The organism is Pseudomonas sp. VMV1, assembly GCF_056790235.1.
Window position 1 is genome coordinate 12,957 of record NZ_JBXGSE010000010.1, and the last position, 26,452, is coordinate 39,408.

Sequence of the window (26,452 nt, forward strand, 5' to 3'; positions counted from 1 at the left end):
ACGTCTTTGCGTGGCTGTATGGGGGAAGCACCTGAGCCAGGAGCCTCTCCGATACAGCCCGACCGCCGCAGCGGCCAGGCATAGCGCCTCAGCGGCGAGCGGCGCGCGGCTTCTTGGGCTTGGTCTCAGGCACCAGGGCCGGATCAGTCTTGGCCACCGCCGGGCCGGCATCGGCCAGCAGGGTGTGGCGCGGCAGGCCCTCGGGGGTGACAGCCATGTGACGGCACTTCACGACGGTCGCCGGGGATCTCTGGCCAGGAAGGTCTGCAACCTCGTAAACCACCAGCACCAGGTGATCACCCACCTCGGGCAGTACGCCGCCCACGAAGGTGTCCGCGATCTTGTCGTTCTCGACAGCGACGCCGTGAGGGATGTACTCGGGCTCGGGCTGGCGACTGAGCCAGGATTGCGCCAGCGCGTGGATAGCAGGCGCCGAGTTCGGGTCTTGCAGCGCGCCATTGAGGGCGTATTGCAGTTGCTGGGGCGTCATGTCTTGCGGCTGATTCATGTCGGTCTCACTGGTCTCGGGTTGCTGCTGCATGGCTGCATGGGTCAGGACGCCGGCGCCGATCGCGCTGCGTACTCACCGATGCACCCTTGCGGGGTTCGGGCCGGTTGCCACTCCCGGCGATCACCCTCACCAGCGTCGCTGGCCAGGGCATCGGCTTCACCCTGTGCGGCCATTGCCAGCCAGGGAGGTCTTGGGCGAGGCGGTGGAGTTGAACCACCGAGTCGGGATGATGAGTCCCGTCTTGCACCGGCATGCCTCGCAGTGCTCATGCCCTCTTGACGCCCGTTGCCGGGGAGGACTAACGACTGGTTCCCGCCACTGGGCCAGCCCACTCCATTGGGCGACCCTGCCGAGGAGGTTGCCGGCAGGCGTATCAGCTGTGTGGGATGGTGGCCCTACGCTCTCCACACCCACGTATCCAGGCTATCCCTCAGCGAGGGCCGCCCTGGCGCGGCATTTCCAATCTTTCAGCTCAAGCGAACAGGTCGCCGCTCGGGCTGCGGTCGGCCTGGGCCCGGTCGCGCAGGTCGGCGCGGTCGGCGATCAGGTCGATGCTGATTTGCTTGACGTTCTGCGCGGTGGACTGGCGCATCCGGCGATCAAACTCGCCGTTGGCCACCTCGAACTCGCGCTCGATGATTTCGCAGTGCTTCAACTCGCCGGCGATGCGGGCATCCGCACCGGTGATGACGTCCTCCAGGCCCCGCAGCGCTGCCTCCAACGTTGCCGAACCGCGCCACTCTTCCTCGTACTCGGGATTGAGCTGGGCCATGCGGCGATGGGCGTGCTTCACGTCCTTGAGCTTGATGGCGATACGCTGGAGGTCGGAGCGATCCTGGTTCTGGCCCTGGAGGGCCACACCCACCTGCTGGGCCAGATACTCGTGGTAGCGGCTGGTGGACTCGGCGATGGTGTTGGCCACCAGCCGGACACGGAAGCTCTGGTTGTTCTCGGCGGCGTCGGCCAGGGGGTCGTCGCTGGTGCCGGACAGGTAGTCCAGAGGCACCGCGAACAGCTCGGCCATGCCGATCATGTCCAGTAGCTTGGGCATGCGTTCGCCGCTCTCCCAGAGGCTGATCTGGGTGGCGTTTTCGTGTCCCAAGTGATGCGCAACTGCGTCCTGGCTCATGTCCGCCAATTTACGGGCGGCGTAGATGCGGCAACCTATGATTTGGCGCAGCTTTGCGGCTCTTTCGGCAGCGGTCGGAATGGCCATGGACTACGTCTCTCATGGGGTGAATTTCTGTAGCAAATGATAGAAATATCACACCCTAACCGCAACGCAGTTCACGCTTTCCCTGTGAACTTATTCCCATTGACAGAATCGTTTCTGTCGATCTAGGAAAACCGGATGATTTCGTCCACCTGCTGCTGTAGCCGCTGCTCGTCCAACTGGTTGCGGTACACGTGCTTGAGGATGGCGTTGATGACGTCCGAGTAGATCGCCTGGGCCTGCTCTTCCTTGCAGTTGGCGTAGCTCAAGCTGGCGGCCTTGAGCCGCACTTTGCCGGTGATGTCATAGGTAGGCTCGTAGTGGCCGGCCATGATGATCAAGTCCTTGCGGAAGCGATCGATGCACGGCACCACCTGCTGGCCTCGGTATTCCATCGCGGCCAGGTTGTTCTCGCACCAGTGGTCGTAGGCCACCCGGAACAGCACCATGGTTTTCTGGAGGAACTTGTAGTTGCGAACCTGCTTGACCTCGCAACGCACGCCGGCGCCGACCTTGAGCTTTTGCAGCTGCTCAATGCCCTCCTCGGTGGCCGGGCGCAGCGACCCGTCCATGGTCTTGACGAGGATGATCTCCAAGGCGCGCACTCCAGAGGGTGCGCTATTCCTCGGTGGCGTTGAGCCCCAAGATCTCGTGCACCCGTTGTTTCAGGGCTGGGAAGAGGTGCGGGGCATCCCGGCGCTCGGCCTGCATGATGCGGCGGCGCTCCAGACGATCCGGCTGGGACATGATGAAAGCGGCCAGGTAGTCCACCCGCAGCGCCTTTCCGATTTCGCAGTAGCGCGCCGAGGGCGCATGGCAGCAGCGTGCGGCGCCCATGATGTGGGCGAGGTAGGGCGCGTGAGCCGCTGCCACCGGGTCGGTCTCGGGGTCGGTCACGGGCGAACCTCCTCGATGTCGTAGCCGCCGCCATCGGCCGCCTTGCGCGGGTAGACCAGGAAGAACGCGAACGGATAGCGCTGCGCGGCCCACTGCATCTTCACCTTGGAGTCCTCCTGGGTGATGGCGCGGGCGCCCTTGGTGTCGTGCATTTCAAGCTGGCCATCGGCGAGCATGACGGCGAAGTCCACCGTGAGGTGGCGATTGTTGGCGAGCTTGAATTTGATCGCCTCGAACGCCCACCAGAGGATCTCCCCCGCCTGCTTGCGCCGATCCAGGTACTGCGCGTAGGCCTCCTCGGTTTTGTTCATCACGCCCGCCGGCAGGCGCCCCTTGGCGAACAGCTTCGCCTTGGGGTCCTTGGCCTTGGCCGCCGACGGCTGAGTAGCCGAAGGCGGCGACTGCCGGCCCTGGGCCAGGCGCCGCTCGCGGTCGATGACATCCTGGGCCGACATGCGCATGGTCAGTCGTAGCTCGAACTGGAGGAGCTGCTGCTGGAATCGCTGGAGCTGGAGCTCCAGGAGCTGTCGCTGGAACTGCTCGACCAAGAGTCCGAGCTGCTGCAATGGCTACGGCTGGAGCTGGAGTGGTCGCTATGGCTCAGCGACTCCGTGCGTACCGGCTCGCAGCGCACTGGCTCGGGATCGGCTAGCCGCTTGCGTGGCTCATCGTCCAGGGCCGCCAGCTGGCTCGCCTGGCTGTAGGGCGACAGCGGATTGAGCGGATGCAGCGGGCTGGCCAGCCCCATCGAGTCTGCTGGCGAGGTGTGCGATTCGACGCGCGCCGAACTGACCGGCACTGATTGCCGGCGCTGCTCAGCGCGTTTGGCGGCGACCACCGGCGGCACCTGACGCGGCTCGGTCAGCGGAGGGGCGCCAGTGGCGCGCGCTACCGTCCGGGCCTTGCGATTATTCCACCAGGTACGCAGACCCATCAGTGCAACCCCATGGCGCCAGTGGAGCCAAAGCCGCCCGCGCCACGCTCGGTTGCCGGCAGCTCGATAGGATCGACCTCACCCAAAGTGGTCGGCACGTAGCCCTGGAGAACGATCTGCGCGACGCGCTCGCCATGCTGGAGGGTAATCGGCTGGTCCCCCAGGTTGATCAGCGCCACCTTGATCTCGCCGGTGTAGTCCTGATCGATCAGGCCGGCCAGCACGTCCAGTCCATGGCGGGTAGCCAGCCCGGAGCGCGGCCAGATGAAGCCGGCGACGCCCGGCGGGAAGTGGATGGCGAAGCCGGTCGGCACCAGGGTGCGTTGGCCGGGCATGAGGGTGTGCTCACCGACCGCCGATAGGTCCAGGCCGGCCGCGCCAGCAGTCGCATGCGCTGGGCGCTGCAAGTTGTGCTCGCCGATGCGGACACAGGAGACGAGGTAACGGGTAGGCATGTCGATCATGCTGGCTTGACCTTGCGTGTGGCCCGACTGGGCTGGAGGGTATAGGTCTGCCCTTCGTCGAGGTCCCATGAGGTCTCGCTCCGGCAGTCCACACAGATTTTCAGGCGCAAGCTGGGCAGCTGAACCATGCACTTTCCGAAACAGTGCGGACAGACTTTGGTGGTCGGCGCCCCAGGTGCGTCTTGTCGCCGGCGCGCTTCCCGCCAGCAGACGTACACCACCCTTGCGCAGGCCCAGCCCAGGCCCGCGACGCACACCAGAATGAGAGGCCCTGCGATCGTCATGCCGCGACCTCCAGACCTGCGAGCTCCAGCACCCTCGCCGGCACCTGGTGGCCCAGGCGCAGCAGTTCCTCGGCGATGCCCTTGAGCACCTGTTCCTGGGCGCCGTAGTGGGCCTCCCACCGCCGCTTGTGCGGGTGCACCGCCAGCGCGGCGCCGTTGTCCTGGTGATGGGGCTCGCACAGCGGCAGTACCAGCCAGTGGGCGTCGGGCTTGGTGCGGCCGTCGATGTGATGGATCGAGACGTAGCTGTTGAACCCATGGCCATCGGCTGCGCAGCACACGCAACCGATCACCTGGGCGAGCAAATCGTGCCAGTGCTTCTGCGCCGGACTCGGGGTGGTTCCAAACATGACCGGACTCCAGCGCCCCAGACGGGGCGCTCTCGGTAGGGGGTTAGGCGCTGAGCTGCTGCCGCTTGGCCGCGAGGAGCCGCAGCTCCGCCTCGGCGACCTGGCGCTGGCGCGCCTCCTCGAACTCGCGCTCACGCTGCTGGAGCGATCGCGCGTCCTCGACCTTCGGTGCAATTCGCTTGCGTCCGCCCAGGGTGCTGAGCATGTCGCTGATCATGGCCTTCTGGGCCTCCGGTGCGATGGTGCGCTTTCCCGCGCCCTTGGCTTCCGGCGCTGGCAGGTAGGCGGCCGGCCTCTCGGGATCGTAGGGCGGCGGCACCGGCAGGCCTTCCTTGCGGGCCTTTTCCAGCGCACTGGTAAAGCGCGAGCGGATGTCCCGCCAGGACAGCTCCTCCAAGTCCTTACCCATGGCCACGGCCGCGTGATACACGGCAGGCTCTGTCCACCGCGCTTGGCTGACCAGCTCACCATCGATGCGTGCCGGCCGGCGGTGCTTCGGGATCTCGCGCACAGCCTCGTGGAACGCATCCTCGGGATCCAGGCGCGGCCGGCAGGCGGCGATGAAGTCCTCCACCGTCACCCGCCCGAACTGCATGTCCCGACGGCTGATCACCTCGCCCAGCCTGGCCAGGCCGATCTGGACCTCATCCGGCCGCAGCTGGACCACCATGAAGCGAGTAGCCCAAGCCTGGCGCCAGTGCTCCAGGGACTCGTCGCTGGTGAAGTGGCGCGACCAGGCACCCGGCATAAGGCCATTCAGGCGTGCCCACAGGATCTGCATCAGCGACATACCGTCAACCGAGGGCTCGCCGGGGCAGGGACGCGGCTCAGTCCAAACGTTCAGCTTGGCCTTCGATGACATCGCGACTGGCGTCATTCGTGCGCTCCTCTCGGGTGGATTGGGTGCCTCGGGCGTTGGCCAGCGTCGGATCGAACCGCTCCTCGCGGAAATCCTGGCGGGTATTGGCCGTGGGATCTTCGTAGATCCGCAGGAATCGCTCGGTCTTCTCGGCCTCGCGGAAGATCAGCGACAGGTCGTTGTACTTCACCTTGCCCTTGATCGGCCGGCCCTGTTCATCACGGCCCATGTGGAAGTGCGAGCGTGAACACCCGGTGATGGCGTTCAGGGTCGTATCCAGTCCGTAGGTTCTCAAGGCGCGGTTCAGGATGGCGCGGCGCTTGGCGTCGAGCAGCGAACGGGGGGATGCCATCGAGTTCTGCCAGTGGACGAATACCCGCTCCACGAGGCGCTCGCGGTCAGCAGCGGTCAGCGCAGCAAACACCTCGGCCGTCACCAGGCGTCCGTCGCCAGACGGACAAGTATCTGTCTCTACTGGATTATTGTTGTTTGTATTATTCCCTTGCGTGTTTTCCGAAGGGGGGTATTCGGATTCCCGAACACACCCCTTCGGGATCTCGAAGGGGTCAGCACCCGTGTTCGAATTGTCGAAGGGGGGCAAGTCTGGGCCCCGCGTCACAGAAACCGGCGTGCCGAGCGGGCGGGTCAGACGGATGATCCGGGTCTGTACCTGCTTGGTCCCAGGCTTGTATTTCAGGTCCACCGAGATCAGACGTTTCTGCTCCAGCCCGCTGATGATCTCCGACACCCGCGACTTGGACAGGTTGAAGAACTCCGCGAAGTAGGCGTTCTTGGCGTAGCAGCCGCGCTCGACGTCATCCAGGCTATCGATCTCGGTCAGCATCACCTTCTCGACGATGGACAGGTCCCGATCCAGCCACACCTCGGCCGGAATCCAGACGCCTTTGAATTTGCGTTTAGGCTCGAAACACGTCACGCGGTCACCTCGAAAACAGTTGCAGCCGGTGCCCGACGACGGGAGCCAAAGCCGATAGAACGAAAGGGTGACAGGGCGCCAAAGGCGCTACGGCGGCCTGTTCGCAGGTGCTGTAATTCCCGCTGCGTGTTTTCTATCGACTGAGATTCGGATTCTTTAGCGAGTTTCGTGCAGCAGAACACAGACACAGATAGACCGTTCCTTGGAATATAGCGGGTTTTGTGCGCATTCTCCCTGTCTAGATCCCGGTTGGCCAGTGCCGCTTGTGCCATTCGTTTGACCGACACAACGTCAAAATTCCGTATCATATGCGCCATACAAAACAGCGCATCTGCTGTAAAACCGACGCTAGTCGTGCCGAATCGTCCAGCTTTTTCAGGCTGAACGATCCCGCACAGCCTTACGGCCGTGTTCGAAAATTTCATGCGCTTTCCCCAGGCATGAGTGTTATGTCGTGCCGGCCTCGCGACCAGCTTGTTCCCCAGGTGAGAGAGGATGGAAGGGCCCCATGCCTGGGGAGACGGGCCTTTTCAGCGGGGCAGCTACTCCTCGCCTATCCATCCCTTTGCCACTATGCGCTAGCGGCCAGCGTGTTGCACTCGGAGCGAACCAGCTCATAGCGCACGTAGGCTTTGCCCGGTACGCGGTGATTGATGATCGTTCCGAGCTTGTCCTGGTCCAGGTCATGCCGGATGTCTCGAATACGGGCGCTTATGGCCGAATCCGAGTCCGTTTGCACGAACCGTTCCAAGATCTTCTCGCGGATCTGGAACAGCGCCAGCGGCGCGTCCGCGTCCTCAAGAACCCTTTTTACCCTTTGATATTGACTGAGCATCCGTTGGTAACCCGTCCCGCAGCTCCTGGAGTAACTCCAGTTTCGCCTGCGCCTTGATGGCGTCTTGGGCCAGGTTTCCCATTCGGAAGTACAGCGCCGACATCACGTAGTCCCACTTGATCGCATGGGAGGGGTCTTCCTCCCACACAAGCTCCCTCATATCGAGGGTGCCGCCTGACTCCTTGTCCAGATTGATGGCCAGCCAGACCGCGATATTGCGGTCCCCCGAGGCAACTTGCCGCAGGTGGCCCAGGGTAGTCCCGCAGCGCTTGGCGAACTCCTCACGTTGCTCCGGCGAACGGAGATTGCGCTTGATGAACAGCCGCAACGCCACCAGCCCAGGCCTGGATTTGCGCTCCTCCTTCGCCGAGTCCACAACCCGCTTTCCCTTGGGCTTCTGGTCTAACTCCTTTCCCTGATCTTCGCCGGCCGCTCCGACGTCCTTTCCGCTCAGCCCGTTATCGGCATTCGCGTTCATACGACTCTCCATGGGCTTCACCCAAATAATGTAGCAAACGATACAAGTCGTGCCAATCACTTGCGGCATGACTTTCCCAAAAGGGACGACTTGCTCTAATCCTTTAAAGCCGCGCAATGACATTGGGTTTCCCTGACTAGATCCGTCTGCGCTTCGTCGTGTTTTTTGCATCACCTGCTAAAATATCTCTTGCGCAATTGACTAGCAGACGCTAGATTTTTTGAGCAGATGCTACAAACACAATCGGAGGCTACCATGACCACGCAGATAACTGCCTGGCAGCAGCAAAACCCCAATTTGGCCGAGCGCGGCATTACAGAAGCCGCGTGGTCCACTATTCGTAATAGCTTGTTCCCCGGCGCTTCGGATGCCAGCGCTCTAATGGCGTGGGATTACTGCAAGGCACGCGGGCTCGACATCATGCTCAAGCCCGTGCATCTGGTTGAGATGAGCGTCAAGGTCGTCACGCCACCGCCGGCCAATCGCCCGAACGACAAACCCAAGACCTCGTATGTAAAGCGCGATGTAGTGCTGCCTGGTATCGGCCTGTATCGGGTGCAGGCCAGCCGCTCTGGCTCCTATGCCGGCATCGACCGGCCAATTTATGGGGAAATGCAAGAGCGGACCTTAACGGTCCCTTACCGTGATGAGCAGGGCTTCGAGCAAGCCCGCACCGTCACCTATTCTTTTCCCGAATATTGCGAAATCACCGTCTACAAGATGATCGACGGCCAGCGCTGCGCCTTTACCGCGCTGGAATACTGGGAAGAGAACTACGCGACCAAGGGCTACCAGTCCGAAGAGCCCAACGACATGTGGCGCCGGCGCAGTCGTGGCCAGCTCGCCAAATGCACCGAGGCCCAGGCACTGCGCAAGGCCTGGCCGGAACTACTGGGCAGTGAGCCTACGTTCGAGGAACTGGAAGGCAAGGACTGGGTGGTCAACGCCCGCGACATCACCGCCCAGGGCGGCATCGATCCCGAGTCGGAAGGACCGCAGCCCCTGCGCGAGGCCGCCCCCATCGACGGGGACTTTCAGGCCGCCGACGAAACCCCGCAGCAGGAACCGGAAAAGCCGGCCAGCAGGGGCAAGGCCCGCAACCAGGCCAAGGCAGCCGCCGCGCCGGTCGCCGATGACGGCCCCCGCATCACCGAGCGCCAGGTGCGTCTGCTGCGCAAGCGCCTGGAGAGCACCAACATCGCCGAGGCCGATCTGCTGGCCCGCTACAACGCCCAGAAGCTGGAAGACCTCGCCGGCTCCCTGATCAACGACCTGATGGCGTTCGCCGAAGGCAAGGCCAAGGCCGCTGCATGAGCCAGGTCCTGACCTTTGACGAAGCCAGCCACAGCTACCGGCTCGACGGCGAGCTGATTCCGGGCGTCACCTCGGTTCTGGCCCCGCTGTCGAGCTACGGCGACGTGCCTAGGGAGATCCTGGACGCTGCCGCCCGGCGCGGCACCCACGTGCACCGCGCGGTGGAACTGATCGCCCAGGACCGGTTGGACTGGAACACGGTGGACGAAGACCACTACGGCTACCTGGAGGCCTTCATGACCTTCTGCGACCGGATGAAGCCCGAGTTCATCGCCAACGAGAAGCGGACCTTTCACCCGGTGCTCAAGTACGCCGGCACCTTGGACATGGAGTTGGTCCTGCATGGGAAACCCAAGGCCAAGCTCGCGGTGCTGGACGTGAAAAGCTGCGTCACCGTCATGCCGACCACCGGCCCTCAAACCGCTGCCTACCTGGCAGCCGAGAACGCCCACCGGCCGGTCAAGCGCGACCACATCGTAGAGCGCTACGGCCTGCGCCTGGGCAAGGATGGCACGTTCGATCTGATCCCCTACACCGCTGCTAGCGACTTGCACGACTTCAACGCCTGCCTGCGCCTGTACCGGTTCCAGCAACTCCACCACAAGTTCTACAAGCAACTCGCCGCCTGAGCGAGACCATCAAGGAGAGTCACCATGCAAGAAGTCATGAACCTGAACGTCGAAACCGCCACCCCCGTCAGCGCCACCGAGGCCCTGGGCCTGGCCGCCGGCGCCGGCGTCTTCCCCATCATCATCCAGGCCGATCTGCTGCCGGAAACCGTCGCCCTGCTCCAGCGGGTGGCCATCGAGTCCCAGACCGCCAGCCAGCTGGTCATCCAGACGGCAGGTGACCTGCAAATCGCCGGTGACCAGCTCCAGCGCATCAAGGGCATGACCAAGTCGATCAATGAGCAGCGGCTGCAAGTCACCAAGCCGTTCGACGACGCGAAAAAGAAGGTCATGGACTACGTCGCCGCCCCACTGGCCGCGCTGGCTGAGGTAGAGAACAGCCTCAAGAACGCCATCCTCGAATGCCAGACCCGCCTGGACAACGAGCGGCGTGAGGAGGAGGCCCGCCAGCAGGAAAAGGCCCGCAAGGAGCAGGAGGCGCTGGAGCGCAAGGCCGAGAGAGCCGAGGTGTCCGGCAAGGTCGAGCGCGCCGAAGCCCTGCGCGAGCAAGCCGCCTCCGTGGTAGCTGCGCCCGCCCCTGTCGCCTCGACCAAGGTGGCTGGTGTCTCCACCCGCTGGACCTTCGGCGCCGAGGTCATCGACCTGAAAGAGCTGGCGCTGTCGGTGGCGTGCGGTCTGCTGGCCGACGAGGCCGAAGGCGACGCCAACAAGCTGATGGCCCTGGTGAACAAGCGCGCACGCAATGCCGCCCCGCTCCAGGCGATCGCCGCCGACACCAAGTTCATCGACAAGCAGGCCAAGGCCTTCAAGGAAGCCTTCGCCATGCCCGGCGTCAAGCTGACCAAGACCCCCAGCGTCGCCTCCCGCGCCAAGTAGTCCATCCGCTCACCCTGCCCCGGTTCGCCGGGGCCTCTTTAGAGATCCAGCCCCATGGCACGTGGAATCAACAAGGTCATCCTCGTCGGCAACCTGGGCGGAGACCCCGAACTCCGCTACATGCCCAACGAGACGCCCGTTACCAACATCACCCTGGCCACCACCGAGTCCTGGAAGGACAAGCAGACCGGCCAGCAGCAGGACCGCACCGAGTGGCACCGCGTGGTCTTCATCGGACCGCTGGCGGAGGTGGTCAGCCAGTACGCCTCTAAGGGCAGCCAGCTCTACGTCGAGGGCAAGCTGCGCACTCGCAAGTGGCAGGGCCAGGATGGCCAGGACCGCTACACCACCGAGGTGGTCGTGGACCGTGACGGCAACATGCAGCTGCTTGGCGGCCGGCCAGGCGATGGCCAGCAGCAGGGTAACCAGAACGCGCCGCGCCAGCAGCAGGGCAATCCGAACGGGCGGCCCCAGCAGAACGGTCGCCCGCAGAACCACGCTGGCAACCGCCAGCCGTCACGCCCTCAGCAGCAGGCCCCGCAGCCGGGCGGCCACGGCGAGTACGACGACATCCCGTTCATGCGCCTGCAAAACGAACTGATCATCTGCTGACGGACACCGAACCCCGATGAGCACGCATTCCATCGAGCACTTCGCCAACGCCCCCCACACCATCGCCGGCCGCAACGCTGCCCGCGAATTGCTGGCCAACCTGACCGAAAATTTCGAGGCCGCACACGGCCCGGTCGCCGAGGCTGATTCCAGCGAGTACGTCCCCCACCCCGCCCGCCGCGAGCCCATTGGCCGCCCGGTGCGCCGGCGCCACCGCAGCCGCTTGCGCCTGGCCGCCGATGAGCTGTTCGCCGTGGTGCCCGAGCACGAACTGGCCCGCATCCTGGGCTACAAGAACGGCGCCTGCGCCTGGGTCAATTGGGTCCCCGAGCCGCAAGAAGACTTCTGCCGCGAGCTGATGAAGCACTGGCGCCTGCTACGCGATGCCCGCGAGCACCTGCGCCGTGGCAAGACCTCCGAGCAGGCCGCCGCTGAAATGCAGGTGGAAACCGATCTGCTGGGCGCCCTGATCTCCACCTACAAGATGGGGGCCTGAGCATGTGCTGGTTCAATAGCCTCCGCCTGTACCGCCTGACCCAGCCGGTCGAGTTCGAGCCCGACGCCCTGGAGGCAGCGCTGGCCAGCAAGCCCGCCCGCCCGTGCGGATCCCAGGAGCTGTCCACCTACGGTTTCATCCCGCCGCTCGGCAAGCATGGCGTCGCCCTGGTGCACGCCGTTGCCGGCAACCTGCTGGTGGCCTGCCGCCGTGAGGAGCGCAAGCTCAATACCGGCGCCATCAAGGACGCGCTCCAGGACAAGGTGGACGCCATCGAGAAGGAGCAGTTGCGCAAGGTCTACAAGAAGGAGAAGGAGCAGCTCAAGGACGAGATTGTCATGGCCATGCTCCCGCACACTCCGCCGACGCGCAAAACCACCTACGCCGCCATCCTGCCCGCCCTGGGGATGATCGCGGTGAACGCCGGCAGCCCACGCGCCGCCGAAGACCTGCTATCTACCCTGCGCGACGCCCTGGGCTCGCTGCCGGTGCGGCCGGTAGGGGTCAAGCAAGCCCCGATGGCCACCTTCACCGACTGGGTCAAGGCGGGCGATGCCACCCACGGCCTGCTGCTGCTTGATGAGTGCGAGCTGCGCGACGTCAGCGAAGGCGGCGGCATCGTGCGCTGCAAGAATCAGGACCTCACCGCCGAGGAGATCCAGAACCACCTGGAGGCCGGCAAGTTGGTGACGCGACTGATGCTGGCCTGGGAGGACAAGCTGGCCTTCCACCTGGCGGACGACCTGGCGATTACCCGCCTCAAGTTCGAGGACCTGCTCCAGGAGCAGGCCGAGCAGGACGGCGGCGACGAGGCGGCCGGCCAGTTCGACGCCAGCTTCGCCCTCATGTGCCTGACCTTCGAGCAGTTCGTGCCGCAGCTGATCGAGGCTCTGGGCGGTGAGGAGATTCCCCAGGGTCTGGGTGATGAGCCAGCAACCCAGCCGGTGCAGCGCGAGACGCGCGTAGTGCGCGCCGAGGTCCAGCTGGATGCGTTCAGCGCCAACGCCGCCCAGCAGGCCGCCAAGGAAGAGCTGTCCGCCGGCGGCGGCCTGGGCGAGCAGGATGCACTTCTGGGCGAGGCGATCACCGTCGTGCGAGATAGTCGCCGCGCCAGCGTCAGTGCGCTCCAGCGCAAGCTCAAGATCGGCTACAACCGGGCGGCGGCGATGATCGAGGCGCTGGAACAGATGGGCATCGTCTCGCCGATGAATTCCAACGGCTCCCGCGAGGTGATCGGCTGATGGCCATCCTGCTGCTGGCCACCGAGCAGGCGCAGGCAGTTCGAGACGGTCGCAAGACCGTCCACCGGCTGCCAGCGGCCGAGGCTCAGGCGCTCGGCGCCAGCGGCCTCGTCGGGCAGCGCATCCAGCTGGTCGAGGCTCTCCCTTTCGGCAAGACGGCCGCGATCGGCATCGCCACCGTCGGCAGCGCCCAGGACGTGCACCTGGAGGACATGGACGATTCGGAAATAGCGGCCGAGGGCTTCGCCAGCTGGGCGCTATTTTCGCATCACTGGGATGACCGATACGGCCGCAAAGGCTTGCCGGCGATCCTCAATCCGCCCTGTGTCCGCCTCGCGTTCGTCCTGGAGCCCACCCCGTGAATATCATGCTCGTCTGCACCCTCCTCTCCCTTTGCCTCGGCGGCCTCTGCTGGCAGGCCTATCGCTTGCCCGCCACGATGGAAACCCGCGTGGCCATGCTGGGGTTTGGAGCGCTGGCGAGCATCCTGCTACTGGCCGGCCAGCTCTTGTGGGCGCCGGCGGATCGCTGGGCAGCTGAAAGTCGCTACGCCGTCCGCCAGTTGGAGATCCAAGCCGAAGCCACCGGTGCCCGCGCCATGGTCGAAGCACTGGGCGGCACCGGTGCCTACATCGAGTACCTGCGTGCCAAGGAGGGTCGGCCGTGATCAAGCCCGCCTTCAATAACGGCGACCCCTACCTGCCCACCATCTCCGTCGAGACGAAGATCAATCGCGAAGAGGCAGTCGTTCAGGGCCGCCCGGTCTATTTCGCCCAGGGCTCATGCGCCGGCGACAGCTCGCACATCTGGCGCTACACCAGCACCCGCTATTGCGTGATCTGCCATCGGCGCACCAATGCCCGGCGCCAGGATCGAGTGGACGAGGCTGGCGCGAAGGCGCGTGGGATCAACCCTGAGATCCGCCGACGCATCGAGGCGCGGCGCGACCTACAGATAATGGTTGACGATACTTACAATCTGTAGTTGTCACCCGCTTCGGATGTCAGTAATCTGCAATCCATTACCGCAATTTCTTGCAGGCCCTTCCATGCCGACGCTTCTCGTCCCTCAAGACGTCGCCCACGAGTTCGATCGTTATGAGCTCGATGAAGGCAATGAGCGGCTCTATGGCGAGCTGAATGCTGCGCCGCATCCTATCGATCTTGCTCCATTGCTGGCCCACGAAGTCCCTGCCGGGTATCGCCTGGTGCGTATCGACAACCGTTTGGAGCCGGGCGCTCATGAGCGGTTCGAGGTGGCGTTGCTGTGCGATACCACCCAGCGCGTCGCCTACTACAACCAGGTGATTGTGACGGGTTACATGGACTTGAACCATCGTCCGGCTACCCAAGTCCTTGTTTGGCGCTCAACTGCGTTCCAGCATGAGGCGGTACTGCACCAACTCGCTCGCGCGGTATTCTTCGACTACCTGCTGGAGAATTACGACGTTCTTGTCAGCGACAACCAGCAGACCAACGAAGGTCAGCGGTTCTGGCTGACCCAGATGTCGCGCGCACTGGGGCTGCAACTGTTCGTTTATCACTACCATCTGATTTCCACGGAGCTGGTACAGCTGCGGCAGGAAACAGATATTCAGGCCCTACGCGCAGTGGCTTGGGGTGGTGAGCAGGATCATGCCCACCACTTGGTGATCATTTCCAAGCTGGAGCTGCCCGCACAGCTCAACGTTGAAGCGGCATAGCGGCTACCAGAGCCGCTCTGCCAAATCACTCCCTCTCAGCGAAAGATAACGCCGCAGCGTATTGACGTTTCGGTGCCCGGTTATCCGCGCGATCACCATCATGTCCATGTTCGTCCGCTCGAAGTAGCGGCAGGTCGCTTCGTGCCGGCAGTCATGGAAATGGAAGTCGCTGCACTCGGCGGCATCGAATATCCGCGCGAACTGGCGCGAGAGTAGCGCCGAGACCCGTTTCAGCTCTTTGGTCGCACGCGCTCCTGACCACCACGGAAACAGCGGATCATCGCCCTCCCCTGCGTGGCGCTCGATGCAGCCCTGGAGCACACGCACCGCGACAGTCGATAGCGGCACCTGTCGGGTGTCCCCGTTCTTGGTTCGGTCCAGGTAGACGGTACGCCTGGCCAGGCTCACCTGATCCGGCGTGAGCGTGTAGATCTCGCGCAGTCGCATAGCGGTTTCCAGCGCCAGGTCGAACACGGCCAGGAGATCCTCCCGATGCTCCAGACGCAGGGGGCGCTGGCGGCCGGTTGGCGTCTCGCGGTCCAGGATCTCGCGCACGGCCTGTTCCTCCTCGCCGGCCAGGCGCCGGTCACGGACGCCCTCCTCTATCGGCGGCAGGTTTCGCTGGGCCAGCGCCTGGCGATCAGCTTCGTTGTAGGTGGCATAGCGCCTGGGCAGCTCCCGAACCGGATTGGCTGCTAGCCGCTTGCGGCGAACCGCCCAGTCCATCGCCCGGCCCAGGGCCCCAACGTAGTGCCGGATGGTCACCGGTGCTAAGCCGCGCTCGCGCTTCATTACCAGGATCCAGCCATCGAGCCACCCATGGTCAAGCTCGGTGATGGCTCGCCGGCCGTGCTGCCGCGCGATGGCCGCAAGCAGCGGCGGGTCAGACTCCGATACCGCTACCGCCTCCTGGTACTCCTCGATGAGCCGAGAGAGCGTCAGCGGTGGTGTCAGGCGATCGCGCAGGATCGGATGGATCACGCCCTCAGCCAGGCCTGCCTCAATAGCAGCGACGACAGCGTCACCCACCTCCTCAGTCGCGAAGCTCAGCGACACGGGCCGCTCCAGCAGCCCCTTGCGGCGCACGACGTATTCCCAAGACCGGCCGCGCAGGCGCTTGGTTGCCATCTGCTACTCCATGAAACAAGACAGGTGAAGAATGACCCATGACATCATTCAGGTGACGTCATGGGTATTACGTCATACGGATGACGTCATTCCTGGGCCTTTCCATAGCCCGCCTCGCGCAGCTTTTCCTCAATGATGTGGCTGACGGCCTTGTGCCCATTGGTCTTCTTGCGCTTGTTCTGGTACGCCTCGTCGGTCAGCTGCTGGAGCATGAACGCTGGGAGGGTGATGGTGATCCGCTCGCGGCCTTCTGGCCCTTCTGGCTCTTCCGGCGCCGGATTGTCCTGGCCGTACTCGCGATTGGCCAACGTCTTGGCCAGCGCCTGAGAGATTGCGGGATCCGGCGGCAGGCGATCCTCAGCGGGCAGTTCTTGAGGCTTGGAGTTACCGGGCTTACGCATTACCGAACACCTCCGCATACAGCGCTTCGACCTCGGCACGTGCCTTGTCGTCGTTCGCCTCCAGCACACCCTTTCCCTGGGCGGCGCTATCCCGGTAGACCTGGCGATAGCAGGCAATGGCGTCGAGGTACTCCAGTTCGGGCAGCTCCTTGATGAAGCTGACGAAGTCCTCGCGCTCGCGCTTGGATAGATGGGGGTGAGTGCTCGCCATCGACTGGTAGCAGCGGACGCGCAGGCGCTTGTTGTGCAGGCGAGCAGCGCGTGCCTGGGCCGATAGCTCTTTCATGGTGTCCATGTCGAACTGGCTGGACTGGTGCGGCGCTATCACCTGGTCGGCCACGAGCATGCCCGTTACGAGCTCTTCGCTGTTCCGGCCGGCCACATCCACCAGCACGTGCTGGTACTTCTTGGCCATGTCGAACAGTGCCATGGCGATGTCGCCACGCGCCTCCACCATCGGGATGCGCGGCTCAATTTTTTCCTCGTTGCGGTACTGGATGAAGTCGGGGAGCGACTTCTGCTTGTCCGCGTTCACCACGATGAAGTCGAGCCCCAGATGGGCCATCTTCACTGCTATCTGTATGCAGGTGGTGGTCTTGGTGGCGCCGCCTTTGTTGCAGCCAACGATCGTTATCTGTCCCATGACTTCCTATCCATGACGTACTACATGTGACGCAGGATGGATGACGTATGACAGATGAAGCCTCACGCCGCCCCCTGCGAGATGTATTAAGCATGAAGCATTACCCATGACGTCATCAATCATGCAGATGACGTCATACGGACGACAGTGATCCAGTTCACGCTGGCTACCCACGCAAAGCCTGAGCGAGTTACTACGCTTTCGGATACTCAGCGCTGGACCGTGACCGAGACCTGCACCGATGATTGGAAGGTAGGCGTGGGCGCGTGGGTTGGTTGCAGAGCCGCCAGGATCAGCAGGGCGATGATTTCAGGAAGGTGTTTACGCATTAGGGCATCCAAGTGAGTGAGTTCACCGCCAATGGTGTTGTCACGACTCCAGCGCTTCCACTTGGGGTTCTGCACTAAGGGCGTCACGACCGTTTCGGGAGTCAAGGATCAAGGTCAAATAGGCAGACCTGCCTATTGTGCACCTAGGCAGGCCTGCCTATTATCGACACCAGAGAGGCAGACCTGCCTAAGTGATCGATAGGCAGTTCTGCCTAATGGAGCCCTATGTCTACTGCACGAGAGGAGAGGCTGCGCCGGGATACGAATCGGCTCAGGTTCCGCCAGCTGCTTGATGAGCACGATATCAAGCAGCACGAGGCTGCTAACCTCATCAAAGCCGGCAACGCACCTTGTTCTGAACGAACCATCCGGGCGTGGCTTGCAAGTGTCGATGCGAAGACCGCACTACCGTGCCCGGATTGGGCTCTCGCATCGCTTGAGCGGGCGATACGTTTAATTCAGCGGTACAACGCTAAGCGCGAAGCGGAAGAGCAAGCCAAAACAGCCGCCACCCAGGAGTCCTGATCCATGGAAGAGTCACCATTCCTGATCCATCGCAGCACCATTCTGCGCCAGGACCGCCTACAGGCCCTGGTCCTTCACCTATACAACTGCGACGACTGGCCATTCAACCTGGGCAACCAGCTGACCCAGCTTGATAGCGAGAACCTGGCGATCGCGTTCGCGCTCATGCGGGCCTACCACCAGCACGGCGAGAACGACCCCGACTTCCTGGACCTAGGCAGCCAGCTGGCCAACTATCAGATTGAGCGTCAGCGCCAGTTTGATGCAGAGCTGGACGAAGAAGCCCGGCGCGACGCCCAGGATTAACCTGCCCGCAGGGGCAGCCCCGCCGGCGCCGCCGGCTTCGACCCAAGGTGACACCATGCAGATGCAAGAAGTCGATGAAGTCAGAGAGCTTTACAACGTCGAGGATGTAAACAAGGCACTAGCTGAAGGGTGGAAGCTTCTGACCGTAGTAGCAGCAGCTCTTAGTCCGGCCCTTGGTGGTCAAGCACCGGCGCAGGCTCGCGTTTATGTATTAGGTCGGCAGAAAGGCGCTCCGAAGCAAGCAATTCCCGATATTTCAAAGGCGCTCAAGGACGTAGCTGATAACAAATTCTGACCCGAAACACGCGCCCGGACGCGAAATAAGCGTCTGGGCGCCGCCCCGCTGGGCCTTGACTCCGCATAGCAACGCTTAAGTTGAATGACGATTAAGTCACTACCTAACTCGGGGCAATGACTCAGGTAGATCTGTAGGGGGCTTGGGCAACGGCGTGTAGTAATCGCCCTGGTCAACACTGGTCCGAACCGGACTACTCAATGCCTTTGCCAGAGCGCTGTCTGGGTAGCGTGGGGGCAAGTGGGGAGGATTCAGGGATTTGAGGCCAAGCTGCTGGCGCAGCCTGGTGTTCTCGGTGGTCAGCCTATGGACCCACTCGCGTAACCCATTGGCGGTGAGCTGGGCGTCTTCCACCTGGTAGGAGAGTCGGCCAATGAGGGTGTTTCGATTGGCCAGGGCGATGTGCAGTCGCTCAACTTCGTCTGGCGACCCATAGCCCAACATGTCATTTTCCCCATCGGGCCGGTCAAGTTGGGTATGGCAATAGAACTGCGAATGGCAAGCGGGCATGGCGAGGTCCTCCTATACTGTTTATATGTCCAGTATTGAGGATGATAGTTCATCCCTGAGCCGCCATGAATAGACCCATCACGAACCACCATGCTTCGAAAGCCTGGCAACAGGGTTATGCAGCGTATCTAGCGGGCCTAGGAGATACCTGTCCCTATCCAGATAACTCGTTGGCAGGGATAGACTGGGTCGATGGCTGGAGCGTCGCTGAGCGCCGCCTGCGCTTGCTTGAAGACGAATGAGGACGAAATCGGTATGGGTAGTTTCGAATTTCAAGAACTGGTCAAGAAGATCATCAGCCTGCGACAGCTGCGCTTGTCCGAGCCGATGAGGAAATTGCTTCGAGTGGAGGTGCGGCAACTTCTGAAAGATGGCTGGATTACTCAGGAGGAGTACGACTTCCTCATGCGCATGATCGACGATGACAACCTCCTACCGCCGCCCGATAACAAGCCGAAAATTGATTACGAGCCTTAGGAATTGGCGAAATCGAGGGCAGCACCAAATCTGTACGGTGCAAGCACCAAATCCCTCCGGTTGAAGCACCAAATCTGTACGGTCGAGACACCAAATCTGTACGGTTTAAACCGCTGGAAGCCGCGCCGCTACTGGGCTGTAGAGGTCCGAAAGCTTTTAAAGTTAGTAAAGCTATAAAAGGGAAAACAGCCTGTGAGTAAGTCGAAAACCCAGCAGCAGCGCAGGTTTCAGGCCATAAAAGCCCCGTTTTTCACCGTACAGAATTGGTGCAATTTCCCATGAGGCAGTACGTCCGCAAATCAAACACCCTGGTGACAGCGCCCTACACGCTATCGCTCCAGGAACAGCGGGTGCTGCTGTGCTGCCTGGCGCAGATACCCAAGGACGCGCCGGCCAGCGACGAGATCTTCTACACGGTCACCACGGCCGACATCATTCGCCTCTCCGGCATATCGGCCACCTCGGCCTACGCAGAGCTCAAACGCGCCGCCGAAGGCCTCAAGCGCAAGGAGGTGCGCCTCACCGACGGCCCCCAAGGCGATCCGCTCGATGACGTGGTGATCACCAACTGGGCCCAGGCCATCAAGCTGTCGAAAAAGGGCGGCATCATCGGCATCCAGTTTCCCAAGGTACTGCTGCCCTACCTCTCGGAACTGAACAAGCAGTTCACGTATTACGAGCTGGCAGACGTGCTCAAGATGAGCAGCACCTACTCGATCCGCCTCTACGAGCTGATGCGCCAATGGCGCGCTGCGGGGTCGGTGGAGATTCCCTTATCGGAGCTGCGAGTGATGTTCGAGCTCCAGGACAAGTACCCGGAATACTACGAGTTCAAGCGCCGCGTCTTGGATCCGGCGCTCAAGGAGATCAACGACCTGTCGCCTATCAACGTGATGATGGAGCCGGTGAAGGCCGGAAAAAGCGTTGAGGGTCTCCTGTTCGACATCAGCCAGAAATCCAAGCCGGTCAAGCAAGAACCAGAGCAGCTAGGTTTTCTCGACCTGGGCGAGATCATCGTTCCACCGCCGAAGCGCCGTGGCCGCAAGCGGCTGGTAACCGAACAGCAGCTCAGCGAACTGGCCAGGCCAGGCGAGAGCCGGGAGGCAGCGATGCTGCGCCTGAACGTCCGCCTGCGTACAGCAGACGCATGAAGTCACCTGTAGTACGTGGGATGTCTTGCATCATACGGATGATGTCACCCATAACCCTTCATTCGTCATGGGTCACTGGTCTTCCGAATGACATCACCCATCACCCGTATGACAGACGATACCGCTCAGTGCTTCGGACAACCCATCTATCCTGCCAAATGCCGAAATACTGCCGAAATAGCCAACTCGCGTAGTCGGCCTAGTTGACATCTACTTTTTGCCTGATCAAGAGAAAGCCGCCCATGAGGCGGCTTTTTCGTGGGAGAGCGATAATCTCCCGTAGACGGCTATCCTAGCCGTTGCACGTCATGCTGGGAGCGGACTGTAGAGCATCTGCCACTTCTGGCGCCGTGCGGCTGCGAAATTCGGAGCGCAGACACAGATCCCGCATCTCGATTCGCAGGGTCTGGGTATCAGCAATCAGCTCGCCACGGTCACTCTGGCCATACGCCGCAACGTTCAGCCGGCCCAGGGCGCGGCGTGCCATCGACTGCCACGCTTGGACCTCATCAGTCCGCCAGGCCAGCATCGCCTCGCTCCGGTAGGCATCCCGCCGCAGTCGCTGATTCTGGCGCATGCTCACCATCAGCAGCAGAGACATCAGCAGCAGGGCGACGAGCGCGACGGTGGTGGTGGTGATCATGGAGAGTCTCGAATAGGGGAGGGTGTGCCACTACGGTAATGGCAGGGGCCAGGCCTACGGCGGCTGACTTTCCGAAGCCGGCGACAGCACGCTCTGGGTCTGGATGCACCCGACGGTCGCGGCCTCCCACGCGAGCCCGTACTGCACGGCTTGCTCACGGTCGGCCATCAGGATGGCGCCGGCTTCCTTGTCGCTTGCTGGGTACTGCCCGCGCCCCCAGCGATAGATCGGGCGGGGAGGGGCCTCTTTCACGCAGGGCTTGCTGACCACCACCTTCTGGGAGACGACATCAATCGGTTTGACCCCGCCGGGCTCCTGCACGGTCGAGCTGCACGCCGAGAGCGACGCGCCCAGGGCCAAGCTACATGCCAGGGCCAAGCCGCCGAATACGAACCGGCGGCGATAGTTGAAAGCGTCCCTCATGGCTGGGTCTCCCAGTTCTGTCTCATCATGTCGTGGAGGGTGGACTGGGCGTTGGCCAGCGCCTGCTCCAGGGCGGCGATGCGCACCTGACTCTGCTTGGCCTGGGAACCGGCCTGCGCCTTGGCCAAGGCCTGCTGCGCCTCGGCGCTGCGAGTTTTCTCCTCAGCCAAATCTGCTGCGGCGGTCTGCTGGGCAACCGCCAGCTTGAGGTCGCCGACCTGGCCGGTAAGGGTGCCCTTATCCAGCGCCAGACGCGTCAGCTGGGTCTGCTGATCGGCTACCTGGGCGAGGTAGTGGTTCGAGACGGCAAGGTCCGCCACCTTGTAGGCGGCAGCGGCGACAACCACCAGGACCAGGGCGACGATCACCGCACGGGCGGCGACGGAGAGATCAGCGAGCATTGGCGACCACCTCAAATTTCAGCGGGGGATAGACGTTCTGCTCGTCACGGCCGACCCAGTTGGTCTGGTACTGCACCATGTTCTGGTAGGTGTAGATGCCCGGCAGCAGGTTCCTGGGCAGCTCGAAGCCATAGAGCGTCTCGCGGCAGCCCTCCTTGAAATGAGTGGCGCCCGAGGGGAGGGCGAACAGCACCCCCTCGGCACTGCGCAGTCCAGGGTAGAAGCCCAGCGCCACCTCTCTGGAGGTGCAGACCTGGCGCCTGACAACGACCACTTCGCCCACGTGAAACTGCTCGCGGGGCTGGCCGGTCAGGTCCTGGGTGCCCAGATTGCGGACCGTGAAGGGGTCACTGCCGCTGACCAACATGACCACCACCACCAGGGCCATGCTGACCGCTGCGCAGAGGCAGAGCACTGGCCAGAAGACATAGGGGGGGACGAGACGGTTGATGTATTTGTTCATGGGGATCCCTTAACGACTAGGGTGACCAGGGCGGTAAAGACGCCCGAGAGGATCAGGCCGGTGGCGCCGAACACCAGCAACTTGACGGGAAAGAATTGCTCCTTGGTGATGTAGCCCTTTTCCCGCTCTTCAATCGCCGTGAGCCGCAGCTCAATCAGCGCGAGGCGCACGGCCTCGTTTTGTGCGTCAGCCATTGGGCGAGTCTCTGAAATAGGGTCGGTATTTATGGCTGCGAACGTCGAGGATGTTGGTGACATATTCGCGGTTGATCGCGAAAAATGACTTGCCATAGCCTGGCGATGGACGCCGTGCTTTCAGGCTGTGAAGGGCGACGTGGCCATCCCAGCGGGAGGGGTCGCACCCGCGCGTGTTGGCGCAAAGCCGACGGTCCTGGAGCACGCCGGACTCTCCGCCGTTGTAGCCTGAAAAGGTAAAGCTCCAGCGGTCCCGGTCGGTGGCGGCGCCCTTCTGCCGCTGAAAGATGCCCTTGTCCATTTCCACCAGGGCGGTCAGCTGGTAGCGGCCGTCGTAGCGGTTCGACCAGCCCCAGCCCTTGAGGGAGGGATAGGTGCTGGCCAACTCGGTGATCTTGTCGAAGCGGATCGAGCCGTCCGCGCGATAGGCTCGCGTGAACTGGCCCAGCCCGATGCCGTTCTCGCGCTTGGTCTTGAGCTCCGCGCGCGGGTTCCAGCATTTCGAGTGGGTCACCGTGATGCAGGATTCCTGCTCGATCTGGCCGGCCAGCACCTCGGGAGAGGGTGCGTCCGGCCAAATCAGGCGCTGCTGCTGGGCCAGAATGGGCAGCAGCGGCTTCGCTGCGGCCGGCACCTCGGCGGCATGGGCAATCGTGGGCACGAACAGCATCACTGCCGCCACGCCCAGAATGCCGATCACCGCCAGCAGCCAGCTGACCAGGGGCTGGATTAGGCGCGGACCCATAGCACCATCCCCAGGAAGACCAGTCCCACGAAGAGCACCAACGCCGCCGCCAGCAGGCCGGCCGCCACGTTGCCCTGGCGGATCTCCGTGACCAGCCAGGCGATGGATACCTGGGGGAACATGACGCGGGTGATGATGATCGTGAGCCCCGCCAGCACCAGGGGCACCAGCACCCACTGGCCAATGGTCTGCGCCATGGCGGGATCGATGTAGATGAGTGCGAGCGCCGCCGGCAGCATCAGCAGCCAGGCGCCTTGGTCGAAGAGGGAACGGATCAGGAGAAAGAGGTGCTTGAGATTGCCCATGGAAGGCTCCGGCTCAGGTGATTTCGCCGGATTGTGATGGCCGCGCGCTAGCACCCCGCGCGCGGCTTTCCGAAGCCCTCAGCGCCGGCGGGAGACGATCCTGGCCATGGTTTCGCCCAGGTTGCCGATGCTGGTGATGATGGCGTCCAGCCGGCCGGCCAGGGCGACCACATTCGCCGACTCCACACCCTTGCCGTCCTGCCAGACCTTGAAGGCCTGGGACTCCATCAGGCGATCGCCTTCCGACAATGGGATGCGGCTGGCCACGTCGAACGGCTGGCCGAAGTGCAGCATCAGCTCAGCGCGGCGGTTAATCAGCGACCGCAAGTAGCCGGGCAATGATTCCTTCGAACAGGTTGGATAATGGAAATCGCGCCGGGCCCACGCCCGGCACCTCCGACACCAGTACCGGCCCCTGATCGTTGAAGTTGATGCGCACCAGGTGCTGCTGCTGCTCGCAGCCCAGCAGGAAGGCCCGCAGCATGTCGGAGAGGTCGCTTTGGGCGAAGCGCTTGAAGACCTCGACGCGGCGAAACACCCACTCGTCCACCTGGGCATCAGGCAGCGTTTCGAGCGGATCGGTGGGTAGCTTGCTGTCGCGCAAGAATCCCGCCTCGGTCTCATCGCTGGCCACCAGCTGGCAAGCCAAGGCGCCGGAGATCCAGCCAGCCTGCTTGCCCGGAATGCGGCGCCCGAGAATGAGCCGCTCGATCGCTTCGGCGTGCATGCCCAACAGCGGACGCAGGGTCCACTCATCACCGGCGATGGGACCCAGGGGGATGTCCTCGGCCGTTCGCACCGACTGGTGCAGGTACTGGGAGAACCGAGCATTCTCGCCCACCTGAAAATCGAACTCGGGATAGGTGTGGGCGATGTAGTGGGCCTGCACCGCGTGACGCTCCTGCACCGTCCACTGGCGGGGGTCGGTGACGGTCCTCTCACGGATCGGGTCAGGATGGCGAACCACCATGCGGAGGAACGTCGTCAGGCGTGCCTCGTAGAGGCTCGGAGACCATTGGGCCAGGTCGATAGCGTTGCCATAGTCGAGCTCAGCGATATCGACGTTGATCCTGGGCGTGCGATAGGGGGTAAATCGGCGCATGGCGGGCCTATACGAGGTTGGTGAAGGTGTCGAACTGGACGAAGGACAGTTGCAGCTCCTGCATGCCGTCCTGGCGGCGCGAGCCCTCGTATTCGATGTTCTGCGGCCGCACCACGTAGCTCTCTACGAAGGCGCGGCCGGCGTTCTCGGACTTCTCGCTGATGAACGCATGGGTGATGGTGATCCGCACCAGGTAGGAGAGCGGTAGGCCTACCGTCCCGTCCCCTGGCGCCATCGCGCGCTTCAAGGTCTTGAACCAGGTCTTCACCGAACCGCCGACATCGTCCATCGTCGTCAGGCGCAGCTGGACGGCTTCCACGCCATCCACCCGGTCGAAGCTGCCGGCGCCGACCGCTACCGACTCACCGCGCACGGTGAAGGGGGATACCCCGAAGTCCACGATGAACATGTTCATCGCCGGAGCGGTGCCGGTTTGCAGGTTGGTGACGTTGACGTGGTAGAGATTGGCCTTGGCCCGGTCGATGGACATGAACTCATCGGCCATCGCGCGCCAGTTCTTCTCGGACAGGCCGCCGAAAAGGGCACGGTCGCCAGCGCGCACCGAGCTGGTCAGCTTCTGGCTGATCAGGTCGGTCCCGAATTTGATCAGCGGCGAGGCCTGGCCCAGGGCGGTCAGGTAGTTCTGCCCCACCTGGTTGGCGAGCCGGCTAAAGATGCTACTCAATCGTGATCACCTCGAACCGGTAGGCCAGGCGCTCCATGCGCTCCTCGACCTGGCCGATCTCGACCTGGATCTCACCGGTGGTGCGTCCGTAGATCTCGGCTCCCATGCCGCGCGACGATTCCAGGGCGGTGGCATTCTCCAGCTCGATGTAGAGGCGGAAGAGGGGCCAAATCAGCGCGTATTCACTGGGCGTCAGGTCAAAGTCCTGGCTACCGGAGAAACCGTTGGTGGCGTCGATGGGCGTATGCACCTCGGTGCCCGGCGCTGGCCACTGGGATACCTGGGGCCCCGGATCGCACCGATCCTCGACGCCCTTGAGCGCGTAGCTCAGGAAGTCGGTGACCGGGACGATGACGGGCGGCGGAAGGTCTCGATGAGCCTCCTCCGCCACGCGCTCCTGCGCCTGGAGCTGTTCAAAGGCGCTGGGCGCGTGCACGAGCGTGGCATAGCCGCAGTAGAACCGAATGGCATTCTTGAGGTGGCGGGTGACCTGCCCCTCCGTCAGCACGTTGCCCAGGGGCAACTCGGCCAGATACGCGGCAACCAGCTCGGAGCAGCGCATTACGCCTTACCGACGTAGTGGTAGTACATGGTGCCGCTCCACTGGGAGACCTGGGTGCGGTTCTCGATGTCGCGGTCCATCGGCTCGACGCGCAGGAAGGCGAGTGTGATACGGGCGGTGTCGGAGGGGTTCTCGTAGGTGCCCCGGTAGACGCGAGCGTTGAAACGGCCGCCTTGCTCGTTGATCTTGTGCAGCATCGCCTTGATGTGGCCGGCCTTGGTTTCCATCATGGTTACCGCGCCTTCCTGGGCGATATTGATCTGGGCCGGCTGGTGGTGCTTGAGGCCCATGGGCATCGGCACCTCGACGTTGCCCTCCGGGGTCAGAACCGGCCAGGGAAACTGCTTGAACAGAAAGCGTTCTTGCTCATAGCCGTCGATGACCATGAAGGCGTCGGAGTTGATGTCCTTGTCACCCAGCGCCATGACGCTGTCGAGCGATTCGGAGAGATAGGATTCGTTGGAAACGGTCATGCTGACCTCCCATGTAGGTTGATACCCGTATCATGGGATTTGCCGAGCCCTCCACACTT

The 26,452-nt window shown here is 63.0% G+C and carries 45 protein-coding genes and 1 pseudogene; 17 read left to right on the forward strand and 29 right to left on the reverse strand.

Annotated features, from left to right (window positions below; translation table 11 throughout):
* Positions 1-88: 88 nt before the first annotated feature.
* From ACUCV0_RS21730 to ACUCV0_RS21790, 13 genes are all read right to left on the reverse strand, one after another.
* The gene (locus ACUCV0_RS21730; protein ID WP_482213715.1) at positions 89-508 is read right to left on the reverse strand and encodes a hypothetical protein; all 420 of its coding nucleotides are present in this window, start codon (positions 506-508) and stop codon (positions 89-91) included.
* A 475-nt stretch (positions 509-983) separates the two neighbouring features.
* Positions 984-1,727, reverse strand: coding sequence for a helix-turn-helix domain-containing protein (locus tag ACUCV0_RS21735; RefSeq protein WP_313417010.1), 744 nt, complete (start codon positions 1,725-1,727; stop codon positions 984-986).
* A gap of 122 nt (positions 1,728-1,849) precedes the next feature.
* The gene (locus tag ACUCV0_RS21740; protein WP_482213716.1) at positions 1,850-2,320 is read right to left on the reverse strand and encodes a DUF1367 family protein; all 471 of its coding nucleotides are present in this window, start codon (positions 2,318-2,320) and stop codon (positions 1,850-1,852) included.
* A gap of 22 nt (positions 2,321-2,342) precedes the next feature.
* Positions 2,343-2,621, reverse strand: coding sequence for a hypothetical protein (locus ACUCV0_RS21745; RefSeq protein WP_482213717.1), 279 nt, complete (start codon positions 2,619-2,621; stop codon positions 2,343-2,345).
* The gene (locus ACUCV0_RS21750; protein WP_482213718.1) at positions 2,618-3,082 is read right to left on the reverse strand and encodes a hypothetical protein; all 465 of its coding nucleotides are present in this window, start codon (positions 3,080-3,082) and stop codon (positions 2,618-2,620) included. Before ACUCV0_RS21750 ends, ACUCV0_RS21745 begins: the two co-directional genes overlap by 4 nt.
* Positions 3,083-3,084: 2 nt before the next feature.
* Positions 3,085-3,555 (reverse strand): hypothetical protein, encoded by a 471-nt coding sequence (locus ACUCV0_RS21755; protein WP_482213719.1) that lies wholly within the window; start codon positions 3,553-3,555, stop codon positions 3,085-3,087.
* Positions 3,555-4,010, reverse strand: a complete 456-nt coding sequence (dut, locus tag ACUCV0_RS21760) for a dUTP diphosphatase (RefSeq protein ID WP_482213762.1) — start codon at positions 4,008-4,010, stop codon at positions 3,555-3,557. Before dut ends, ACUCV0_RS21755 begins: the two co-directional genes overlap by 1 nt.
* A gap of 289 nt (positions 4,011-4,299) precedes the next feature.
* Entirely contained in the window at positions 4,300-4,653 is a 354-nt protein-coding gene (locus ACUCV0_RS21765) for a Ref family recombination enhancement nuclease (protein ID WP_482213720.1), read from the reverse strand.
* 43 nt (positions 4,654-4,696) lie between these two features.
* Positions 4,697-5,434, reverse strand: a complete 738-nt coding sequence (locus ACUCV0_RS21770; protein ID WP_482213721.1) for a hypothetical protein — start codon at positions 5,432-5,434, stop codon at positions 4,697-4,699.
* A 46-nt stretch (positions 5,435-5,480) separates the two neighbouring features.
* Positions 5,481-6,449 (reverse strand): hypothetical protein, encoded by a 969-nt coding sequence (locus ACUCV0_RS21775; protein WP_482213722.1) that lies wholly within the window; start codon positions 6,447-6,449, stop codon positions 5,481-5,483.
* Positions 6,446-6,874: a hypothetical protein gene (locus tag ACUCV0_RS21780; protein ID WP_482213723.1), complete on the reverse strand. Its 429-nt coding sequence runs from the start codon at positions 6,872-6,874 to the stop codon at positions 6,446-6,448. Before ACUCV0_RS21780 ends, ACUCV0_RS21775 begins: the two co-directional genes overlap by 4 nt.
* 146 nt (positions 6,875-7,020) lie before the next feature.
* On the reverse strand, positions 7,021-7,284 hold the full coding sequence (locus ACUCV0_RS21785; protein ID WP_482213724.1) for a hypothetical protein: 264 nt from the start codon (positions 7,282-7,284) through the stop codon (positions 7,021-7,023).
* On the reverse strand, positions 7,247-7,762 hold the full coding sequence (locus tag ACUCV0_RS21790; protein WP_482213725.1) for a hypothetical protein: 516 nt from the start codon (positions 7,760-7,762) through the stop codon (positions 7,247-7,249). Before ACUCV0_RS21790 ends, ACUCV0_RS21785 begins: the two co-directional genes overlap by 38 nt.
* Positions 7,763-8,017: 255 nt before the next feature.
* Here ACUCV0_RS21790 and bet point away from each other — a divergent pair, with 255 nt between their 5' ends.
* From bet to ACUCV0_RS21845, 11 genes and pseudogenes are all read left to right on the forward strand, one after another.
* On the forward strand, positions 8,018-9,076 hold the full coding sequence (bet, locus tag ACUCV0_RS21795) for a phage recombination protein Bet (protein ID WP_482213726.1): 1,059 nt from the start codon (positions 8,018-8,020) through the stop codon (positions 9,074-9,076).
* Complete coding sequence (locus ACUCV0_RS21800; RefSeq protein WP_482213727.1) at positions 9,073-9,705, forward strand: hypothetical protein; 633 nt, start codon at positions 9,073-9,075, stop codon at positions 9,703-9,705. The genes bet and ACUCV0_RS21800 overlap by 4 nt, the downstream gene beginning before the upstream one ends.
* 24 nt (positions 9,706-9,729) lie before the next feature.
* Entirely contained in the window at positions 9,730-10,581 is an 852-nt protein-coding gene (locus ACUCV0_RS21805; RefSeq protein ID WP_482213728.1) for a hypothetical protein, read from the forward strand.
* A gap of 54 nt (positions 10,582-10,635) precedes the next feature.
* Complete coding sequence (gene ssb / locus ACUCV0_RS21810) at positions 10,636-11,193, forward strand: single-stranded DNA-binding protein (RefSeq protein WP_482213729.1); 558 nt, start codon at positions 10,636-10,638, stop codon at positions 11,191-11,193.
* A gap of 16 nt (positions 11,194-11,209) precedes the next feature.
* Positions 11,210-11,689, forward strand: a complete 480-nt coding sequence (locus ACUCV0_RS21815; protein ID WP_482213730.1) for a hypothetical protein — start codon at positions 11,210-11,212, stop codon at positions 11,687-11,689.
* 2 nt (positions 11,690-11,691) lie between these two features.
* Positions 11,692-12,609 (forward strand): annotated as a pseudogene (locus ACUCV0_RS21820) (recombination-associated protein RdgC); the annotation flags it as partial.
* Positions 12,610-12,654: 45 nt separating this feature from the next.
* Positions 12,655-12,930 (forward strand): DNA translocase FtsK, encoded by a 276-nt coding sequence (locus tag ACUCV0_RS21825; RefSeq protein ID WP_482213763.1) that lies wholly within the window; start codon positions 12,655-12,657, stop codon positions 12,928-12,930.
* On the forward strand, positions 12,930-13,292 hold the full coding sequence (locus tag ACUCV0_RS21830; protein ID WP_482213731.1) for a hypothetical protein: 363 nt from the start codon (positions 12,930-12,932) through the stop codon (positions 13,290-13,292). The genes ACUCV0_RS21825 and ACUCV0_RS21830 overlap by 1 nt, the downstream gene beginning before the upstream one ends.
* Positions 13,289-13,597 carry a hypothetical protein gene (locus ACUCV0_RS21835; RefSeq protein ID WP_482213732.1) on the forward strand — a complete coding sequence of 103 codons (309 nt, stop codon included), beginning with the start codon at positions 13,289-13,291 and terminating at the stop codon, positions 13,595-13,597. Before ACUCV0_RS21830 ends, ACUCV0_RS21835 begins: the two co-directional genes overlap by 4 nt.
* The gene (locus tag ACUCV0_RS21840) at positions 13,594-13,914 is read left to right on the forward strand and encodes a hypothetical protein (protein ID WP_482213733.1); all 321 of its coding nucleotides are present in this window, start codon (positions 13,594-13,596) and stop codon (positions 13,912-13,914) included. The genes ACUCV0_RS21835 and ACUCV0_RS21840 overlap by 4 nt, the downstream gene beginning before the upstream one ends.
* 64 nt (positions 13,915-13,978) lie before the next feature.
* Positions 13,979-14,632 carry a hypothetical protein gene (locus ACUCV0_RS21845; RefSeq protein WP_482213734.1) on the forward strand — a complete coding sequence of 218 codons (654 nt, stop codon included), beginning with the start codon at positions 13,979-13,981 and terminating at the stop codon, positions 14,630-14,632.
* A 3-nt stretch (positions 14,633-14,635) separates the two neighbouring features.
* On the opposite strand, the gene ACUCV0_RS21850 is transcribed toward ACUCV0_RS21845, so the two are convergent.
* The 4 genes from ACUCV0_RS21850 to ACUCV0_RS21865 all read right to left on the reverse strand — a co-directional run bounded on the left by ACUCV0_RS21850 (position 14,636) and on the right by ACUCV0_RS21865 (position 17,220).
* Positions 14,636-15,760, reverse strand: a complete 1,125-nt coding sequence (locus ACUCV0_RS21850; RefSeq protein WP_482213735.1) for a site-specific integrase — start codon at positions 15,758-15,760, stop codon at positions 14,636-14,638.
* 86 nt (positions 15,761-15,846) lie between these two features.
* Positions 15,847-16,161, reverse strand: a complete 315-nt coding sequence (locus tag ACUCV0_RS21855) for a hypothetical protein (RefSeq protein ID WP_482213736.1) — start codon at positions 16,159-16,161, stop codon at positions 15,847-15,849.
* Positions 16,154-16,804 (reverse strand): division plane positioning ATPase MipZ, encoded by a 651-nt coding sequence (locus tag ACUCV0_RS21860; RefSeq protein ID WP_482213737.1) that lies wholly within the window; start codon positions 16,802-16,804, stop codon positions 16,154-16,156. Before ACUCV0_RS21860 ends, ACUCV0_RS21855 begins: the two co-directional genes overlap by 8 nt.
* A 209-nt stretch (positions 16,805-17,013) precedes the next feature.
* On the reverse strand, positions 17,014-17,220 hold the full coding sequence (locus ACUCV0_RS21865) for a hypothetical protein (protein ID WP_482213738.1): 207 nt from the start codon (positions 17,218-17,220) through the stop codon (positions 17,014-17,016).
* 138 nt (positions 17,221-17,358) lie between these two features.
* Here ACUCV0_RS21865 and ACUCV0_RS21870 point away from each other — a divergent pair, with 138 nt between their 5' ends.
* The 6 genes from ACUCV0_RS21870 (at position 17,359) to ACUCV0_RS21895 (ending at position 20,397) form a co-directional block, all read left to right on the forward strand.
* A complete protein-coding gene (locus ACUCV0_RS21870; RefSeq protein WP_482213739.1) occupies positions 17,359-17,658 on the forward strand; it encodes a hypothetical protein in 300 nt (99 codons plus the stop codon).
* Positions 17,659-17,661: 3 nt separating this feature from the next.
* The gene (locus tag ACUCV0_RS21875) at positions 17,662-17,964 is read left to right on the forward strand and encodes a hypothetical protein (protein WP_482213740.1); all 303 of its coding nucleotides are present in this window, start codon (positions 17,662-17,664) and stop codon (positions 17,962-17,964) included.
* Between the two features lie 55 nt (positions 17,965-18,019).
* Positions 18,020-18,259 carry a hypothetical protein gene (locus ACUCV0_RS21880; RefSeq protein ID WP_482213741.1) on the forward strand — a complete coding sequence of 80 codons (240 nt, stop codon included), beginning with the start codon at positions 18,020-18,022 and terminating at the stop codon, positions 18,257-18,259.
* Positions 18,260-18,834: 575 nt separating this feature from the next.
* Positions 18,835-19,011: a ribosome modulation factor gene (locus ACUCV0_RS21885; protein ID WP_482213742.1), complete on the forward strand. Its 177-nt coding sequence runs from the start codon at positions 18,835-18,837 to the stop codon at positions 19,009-19,011.
* A 13-nt stretch (positions 19,012-19,024) separates the two neighbouring features.
* Positions 19,025-19,246 carry a hypothetical protein gene (locus ACUCV0_RS21890; protein ID WP_482213743.1) on the forward strand — a complete coding sequence of 74 codons (222 nt, stop codon included), beginning with the start codon at positions 19,025-19,027 and terminating at the stop codon, positions 19,244-19,246.
* 278 nt (positions 19,247-19,524) lie between these two features.
* Positions 19,525-20,397, forward strand: coding sequence for a replication initiation protein (locus tag ACUCV0_RS21895; RefSeq protein ID WP_313416954.1), 873 nt, complete (start codon positions 19,525-19,527; stop codon positions 20,395-20,397).
* Between the two features lie 292 nt (positions 20,398-20,689).
* Here the strand turns inward: ACUCV0_RS21895 and ACUCV0_RS21900 are convergent, their stop codons facing one another.
* The 12 genes from ACUCV0_RS21900 to ACUCV0_RS21955 form a co-directional block, all read right to left on the reverse strand.
* Complete coding sequence (locus tag ACUCV0_RS21900) at positions 20,690-21,040, reverse strand: hypothetical protein (protein ID WP_482213744.1); 351 nt, start codon at positions 21,038-21,040, stop codon at positions 20,690-20,692.
* A gap of 54 nt (positions 21,041-21,094) precedes the next feature.
* Positions 21,095-21,463 carry a hypothetical protein gene (locus ACUCV0_RS21905; RefSeq protein WP_482213745.1) on the reverse strand — a complete coding sequence of 123 codons (369 nt, stop codon included), beginning with the start codon at positions 21,461-21,463 and terminating at the stop codon, positions 21,095-21,097.
* Positions 21,460-21,864: a hypothetical protein gene (locus tag ACUCV0_RS21910; protein ID WP_482213746.1), complete on the reverse strand. Its 405-nt coding sequence runs from the start codon at positions 21,862-21,864 to the stop codon at positions 21,460-21,462. Before ACUCV0_RS21910 ends, ACUCV0_RS21905 begins: the two co-directional genes overlap by 4 nt.
* Positions 21,854-22,327 (reverse strand): hypothetical protein, encoded by a 474-nt coding sequence (locus ACUCV0_RS21915; RefSeq protein ID WP_482213747.1) that lies wholly within the window; start codon positions 22,325-22,327, stop codon positions 21,854-21,856. The genes ACUCV0_RS21910 and ACUCV0_RS21915 overlap by 11 nt, the downstream gene beginning before the upstream one ends.
* Positions 22,324-22,521: a hypothetical protein gene (locus ACUCV0_RS21920; RefSeq protein ID WP_313416945.1), complete on the reverse strand. Its 198-nt coding sequence runs from the start codon at positions 22,519-22,521 to the stop codon at positions 22,324-22,326. The genes ACUCV0_RS21915 and ACUCV0_RS21920 overlap by 4 nt, the downstream gene beginning before the upstream one ends.
* The gene (locus ACUCV0_RS21925) at positions 22,514-23,221 is read right to left on the reverse strand and encodes a hypothetical protein (protein ID WP_482213748.1); all 708 of its coding nucleotides are present in this window, start codon (positions 23,219-23,221) and stop codon (positions 22,514-22,516) included. Before ACUCV0_RS21925 ends, ACUCV0_RS21920 begins: the two co-directional genes overlap by 8 nt.
* Positions 23,222-23,250: 29 nt before the next feature.
* The gene (locus ACUCV0_RS21930) at positions 23,251-23,571 is read right to left on the reverse strand and encodes a hypothetical protein (RefSeq protein WP_482213749.1); all 321 of its coding nucleotides are present in this window, start codon (positions 23,569-23,571) and stop codon (positions 23,251-23,253) included.
* A 78-nt stretch (positions 23,572-23,649) separates the two neighbouring features.
* Complete coding sequence (locus tag ACUCV0_RS21935; protein ID WP_482213750.1) at positions 23,650-23,910, reverse strand: hypothetical protein; 261 nt, start codon at positions 23,908-23,910, stop codon at positions 23,650-23,652.
* Positions 23,882-24,673, reverse strand: coding sequence for a hypothetical protein (locus tag ACUCV0_RS21940; RefSeq protein WP_482213751.1), 792 nt, complete (start codon positions 24,671-24,673; stop codon positions 23,882-23,884). The genes ACUCV0_RS21935 and ACUCV0_RS21940 overlap by 29 nt, the downstream gene beginning before the upstream one ends.
* Before the next feature lie 7 nt (positions 24,674-24,680).
* Positions 24,681-25,358: a hypothetical protein gene (locus ACUCV0_RS21945; RefSeq protein ID WP_482213752.1), complete on the reverse strand. Its 678-nt coding sequence runs from the start codon at positions 25,356-25,358 to the stop codon at positions 24,681-24,683.
* Positions 25,351-25,920: a hypothetical protein gene (locus tag ACUCV0_RS21950; RefSeq protein ID WP_482213753.1), complete on the reverse strand. Its 570-nt coding sequence runs from the start codon at positions 25,918-25,920 to the stop codon at positions 25,351-25,353. Before ACUCV0_RS21950 ends, ACUCV0_RS21945 begins: the two co-directional genes overlap by 8 nt.
* Positions 25,920-26,393, reverse strand: a complete 474-nt coding sequence (locus ACUCV0_RS21955; RefSeq protein ID WP_482213754.1) for a hypothetical protein — start codon at positions 26,391-26,393, stop codon at positions 25,920-25,922. Before ACUCV0_RS21955 ends, ACUCV0_RS21950 begins: the two co-directional genes overlap by 1 nt.
* Positions 26,394-26,452: the final 59 nt, after the last annotated feature.